Here is a 5867-nt window from a genome sequence, read left to right on the forward strand (position 1 = left end):
GCGCAAGCATTTGCTCTTCATCAAACTGAGTAAAACTCATTGATTTTTCAGTAAATAATGCATCAACAAGCGCTTGCTTATGCTGCTGCATTTTAAATACTTTTTGTTCAATTGAGTTAGCCATAATCAATTTATAAACAAACACAGGATTAGTTTGGCCAATTCGATAAGCACGATCTGTCGCTTGTTTCTCAACAGCAGGGTTCCACCAAGGGTCAAAATGAATCACGGTATCTGCTTGAGTCAGGTTTAACCCTGTACCACCGGCTTTTAAACTAATTAAGAACACAGATGTATCACCTTGAGTAAACTCTTCGATAACACGATCGCGTTGTCTTGTTTGCCCTGTTAGCATACTAAAGCTGATGCCAAGCTCATTTAATCGCTCCGCAATCACATCAAGTGCCATGGTGAATTGACTAAATATAATCACCTTTCGGCCTTCACTAAGCATGATAGGTAAATGTTTAGAAAGCCATTCAAGCTTAGCGCTGCCTGCTTGAGATGTTGGATCTATCAATTTGGGGTGACAACAAATTTGTCTTAATTTTAATAATGCATCCAGAAAAGCCAGCTTACTTTTTTGCACACCCTGCTGAGCAAATAGATCGACCAATTTCTGCTCTAATGATTCAGTTATACCGGTATAAATTTCTTTTTGTTTAGTTTCAAATTCAAATTCTTTTACTAGCTCTGTCTTCTCTGGTAACTCTTGAGTAACTTGCGCTTTAGTTCGGCGTAAGATAAATGGCATGATCAATGACTTCAATTCGTCAGCGCGTTGTACATCGTTATCACGCTCAATAGGCGTTTGAAAGTAGCTTTTAAAATGTGTTTGCGAACCAAGTAAAGACGGCATAGCAAAGTCGAGCAAGGATTTAAGCTCAAATAGATTATTTTCAATAGGGGTGCCGCTTAAACACAATTTAAAGTCAGCATTAAGGCGCTTAACCAAACGTGAAACTTGAGCTGCATCATTTTTAATATATTGGGCTTCATCTAAAATGATATTTTCAAAATAAAGCGGCGAATAAAAAGCGATGTCGCGCTTAAGCAGTGGGTAAGTCGTTAAAATACAATCAGCTTGCGACAGCTGTTGTAATTGGTCGCTGCGAGCAGCACCGAATACTGTGGTGATTTTTAAGTTGCTAGCAAACTTATTAATTTCGCTTTGCCAATTACCAACAAGGCTTGTTGGGCAAACAATTAATGTAGGACCCGATTGAGGTGATTGTTTTGCGTTAGCTAAAAAGGCGATAACTTGTAAGGTTTTACCTAGTCCCATGTCGTCAGCCAAAATACCACCGAGCTGGTGACGTTTTAAAAAGTTGAGCCAATCAACACCGTGCTGTTGGTACTCACGTAATTGCACACCTTGGTTTAAGCCTTGAATATCGGACTTTTTAATAAGTTGTTGTGAGTCACTTAACTCAGCTAAGTAAGCATCTAGCGCATCGTCAACAATATTCACCTTAATCGCTTTTTGCTCAATAAGCTTTGGCAAAAACGATAGCGGCATTAAGATTTCGTCACGCGTTTTGATATGCTCAAAACGTTCACGATAATCGTTAAGTTGCATCATCGCGACCTTTTCAACTACCGCAAAGCGTTTACCTACAGTAAAATAATAGAAACGCTCACTTTGTCTATTAAGTGACTGATAAATATTATTATCAGTGATAAATAGTTGTTGCGTTTTGACTCCAGAGATCACGATTTTACTAACTATCTGATGTCCTTTACCACGCTCAACTTGCAGTGAAAGCTGTTTTAGAGCTTTGCCGACCTCTAACTCATCATTAATTTTCCAACCACGCTTTAATAAGTTAGGAATAATTTCAAACTTTAGCCAATGCTCATGAATAACTGATTGTTTATTAAAGATAAACTCAGTTTGTAAAGCCCCTTTACATAATTCAAAACCGAGATTGGTTAATTCATTTACAACGGTATTTTCTAATGACTGGTTGAGTATATCCGCTGGAGCTTGGCTTAAATCATACAAGGAGTTTTGATAATTAAACTGCAATGATAAGCGGATTGTACCCTCGTCATTATGAATACTGATGACTGGGAATACAGTTCGAGCTAGGCTTTTTTTACTTTGCTTAAAAGCATGCGGAATAACCCCTTCACCGAAGTTATCATTGAGTTGCTGATAAACACGGTCAAAGTTCTCAGTGTGAATTGCAGGCATATTTGCGAGTAAAGCTATTTCATCAGCTGTTAATGGAGTACGAATACGACCTACTTTTAGTTTTTCTGGATCAAGGTAGGTCGGAGGTGTTGTTTTTAATAATAACCAATTATCTTGGCCTGCTAGCGTCATACTCAATGAGGTTAAGTCTTTATTTTGTTTCCAATCAAACTCTAGAGCTTGCATGCTATCAGCTTTAATAGCTTGACGTGAACGACCTAAGAACAAACGTTGCGTAGCGATTAATTGCTGTAGTGCAGCAAACCCCCATTGACCTTTAAGCTCTAATTTACCGAGTGCATTTTGTGAGCGTATCCAACTATATAAACGAAAGTCTGACTCTAGTAAATCAGTAGGAGTTACAAAGCTGTTTAATTGCTGCTCTGTAAGATTTCGACCTAGGGTATAATTATGTTCAGGGTCATAATTAGCAATCTTCGGGGTGATAGTTACTATAGATTTCTCTACATCAAGAACAAATAATAAAACCTGTTTGGCATCTTCGTTGGCAATCTGCTTAAGCGTCTTAAGTTCACTAAACCAATCGTTAATGATGTAGTCTTCACCGTAGTCGCCTGAATGTTCAATTTTGAGCTTAAGTAACACGGCGGCAATATGACGACATTTGGTTTTAGATCCGCAAGTGCAGTGTGAATCGACCGAAAATCCACTTGGTAATTTACTGATCTCAATATGCTGAGTGAAGGTATTTCCTTCGTTACCAAACATCGATGCATCAATAACACTAAAGTCACTGTTATGTTCTAACCAGTTTATTTGACCGTTCTGATGATACTCTTTTGCTTTACTTAACACATGTGGCTTAAACAGCTGTTTAATGAAGCGCTCAGACAGGGGAAACTGAGTTTCTTGCTCTTGTTTTATTTCTTCAAAGATAGCTAATAAGTCATTTTTGGATAAGTTAGCAGACATAACGCTTATGGCAGTAAAAACAAAAAATAATTCTGCCAGTATATGATCTATCGACCCAGAGCTAAAGCACTATTGAGCAATATTGGACTGGTTGGAGCTGATAACTTAGTAAAAAACTGCTTTAAAAGAAAATGAAAGTTGAAAATTGACATTCTGAGCATTTAACAAACAACAATCGCACAAGATATAAACAGCTTAATAACAAGGCAGGGGCTTTACAGATCGCTTTTTTACTAAGTAAACAAATTTATGGAGTAAAAAGCCTGTAAAGGGGTTATTAGTTGGTAAAAAACTGATCTGTGAGGCTAATGAGTAGCTATTTTTATATTATTAGATCATTATTTTACTAACAAATGGGAGGTTGGGATCACGCTTTTACTAACAGTAAAAGCGCGATAGATCATTATTTTACTAACTAATTAAAGCTATTTAAAAGTTTAGTTAACTGCTCTAAACGTTTGTCTGTCATCACTTTATTATCGATTTTGACAGATAAATCGCCGCTTTTGATATTGCGCTGTACGCTAACAAACTCACTGTCGATGAGCGCTTCTCGGCGACTTGGCGTTGCAGGCTCAGCGGTTAATAATTTCGTAATTGCCAGAGCACGTTTATCATCACTACTAATCTGCGCTATTTCAGCATCACTACTCACATCATTTACTAACTTAGTGAATAACTGCTCATCACGTTCTTTGGCACTAATTAGCTTTTTGGCCACTTCACGGCCAACATGGTTAGCTGTAGGATAAAGGCTCAAAACTGTTGCAGGGAGATTCTCATAAGCTTTGATAGCATCAGCAATCGCAGTGTGAGATACCCCCTCAATTGCCGCAATCTCACGATAAGAGCCCTTTTTACCCTCAGCAATAAGTTCATCACGGGTTTGTTGATAAGCTTGACCAAGCTCCCACAGACTTGGGGCAATGTATTGGTCTGATGATACAGCAAGGATTTTAGCATCTTGATCTGTAAAATCTTCAGAGCTTAAAACTAAGTAATCAGAGTTACTCAAAATACATGCTTTACGACGACGAGAGCCTGCTAACACAAGCATTTCGTCACCTTTATCCCAACATAGTGCAGGGTGCTGGTTGCGGCCATCTTCGGCAATTGCGGGAAGGATATCGGCAACTGACTTTTCATTTAGTAATGATTGTACGCGGCGGTTTTTACCATAGACCTTTGTTCTTAATTCAATTTCTGAGCTAGGAATAACCTTACACACCAGGGTAATTTGACGAGTAGGATCGCTAGGTGCTGGCATACTAATAACATCGCCAGCCGATGCCTGTTCAAGCAAAGCATCTAAGCTACTACTTTCAATTGAGGTTGAAAAAGGATCTAAGCTGGTATCATTTTTACGTTTTTTAGCCATTTTTATTCTTTACCTTACTTAGCTGAATTTAGAGACGACTGAGTTGATTGCCAATTCGAGCGGATCAGCATTTCAAGCTCATCTACTACATCTTTGATATTTTCTTGAGCACGAAGTAAAGACTCACGACTAGCTAAGCTGTCAGAGGTTTTTTGATCAAAAATGGTGTTAAAAGATGATGAACTAGCTGTGATAGCAGAACTATGATTAATTGGATAGCTCATTACTTGGCGACCAAATGCACTACGAACATCTTTAACAATATCTCGTTGTGAGTGGTTACCCTTAACATAGTTAGTTACCAAGAATTGCATAAAATCCCAACCTTGGTGACCAAGTGCTGCAACTGTATGGTAAATCTCACCTAATCGTTTTAAATATTTATTGTTTGCATCAAAGTCGACAGCTTCAGGATGAACCGGAATAAGCATCGCAGTTGAAGCCATTAATGCATTATAAAACATGAAGTTAAGGGATGGAGCTGTATCAATTAGAATAATGTCAAATTGGTCTTTCACTGGCTCGATAACTTTTTCTAGCAGCTTATGATAGTGACGTGTTTTATCGTAACTAGAGCTATCTTTTAATAAAGTTGCTGTTTCATGCTCAAAGTAAAAGTCATCCATACCTGAAGGTAAAATACGAATATTAGGAATGTGGGTAGGTAAAAAAGAATTACCTACTAACTCATGCCAAGTTTCATTTTCTTCAAGCTCGATACAATCACGCATCAAGTCACCCACAGTGATCGGATCTGGCTCACTTGGTGGGAAAAAACTTGACGAAGAGCCTTGTGGATCAAGATCAATAATACCGATTCGATAGCGTTTAATGTTGGTTGTAGCAAGTGCAGCGGCAATATTTACCATGCTTGTTGTTTTACCACAGCCACCTTTTAATGAATTGATAACGATAACTTGTAATTTATCGTCATCTGTACGGTGATCAGGCTTAATATCCATGATATCGGCCATAGCAAAAATATTTACTAAGGTATATGCATAGTGACCATTTGCACCACGTTTAATGTTAAGTTTATCAAAGTCACCATTATCATGGCGTCGTTTTAAGGTACGATTATTACAGCCTAATAAATCAGCTGCTGCTTTTTGGGTATAAGTTCGAAGTTCTTTTTCTTCAGACTTTAGATGAGCACGATAATGTTGAATACGTCCTTCTAGCGATTTTTCAGCAACTTCTGCTGTCGCTTTTAGTAACCTATAAGTGGCTAGCGCATTATTATTGATAGACATACTTTCTTCCTCAAAGTTATGCTTTAAGTATAATGTCCATTCAAATTGCTGTAAACAAGTATTTAAGACGACATACCTTTTATTTATAAGACATTTAATAAAAAAT

General features: G+C 37.8%; 3 protein-coding genes. All 3 read right to left on the minus strand.

Going from position 1 to position 5867, the window contains the following annotated elements; translation table 11 throughout:
* On the minus strand, window positions 1–3130 hold a 3130-nt coding region (locus L1D46_RS19430; protein WP_239978069.1), incomplete at its 3' end, for a DEAD/DEAH box helicase.
* Between the two features lie 415 nt (window positions 3131–3545).
* Window positions 3546–4508 (minus strand): transcriptional regulator, encoded by a 963-nt coding sequence (locus L1D46_RS19435; RefSeq protein WP_130052364.1) that lies wholly within the window; start codon window positions 4506–4508, stop codon window positions 3546–3548.
* Window positions 4509–4522: 14 nt separating this feature from the next.
* Window positions 4523–5761: an AAA family ATPase gene (locus tag L1D46_RS19440; protein ID WP_130052365.1), complete on the minus strand. Its 1239-nt coding sequence runs from the start codon at window positions 5759–5761 to the stop codon at window positions 4523–4525.
* Between the last annotated feature and the right edge of the window lie 106 nt (window positions 5762–5867).

It is taken from the genome of Pseudoalteromonas sp. Isolate3, assembly GCF_022398505.1.
Taxonomy (GTDB): domain Bacteria; phylum Pseudomonadota; class Gammaproteobacteria; order Enterobacterales; family Alteromonadaceae; genus Pseudoalteromonas; species Pseudoalteromonas apostichopi.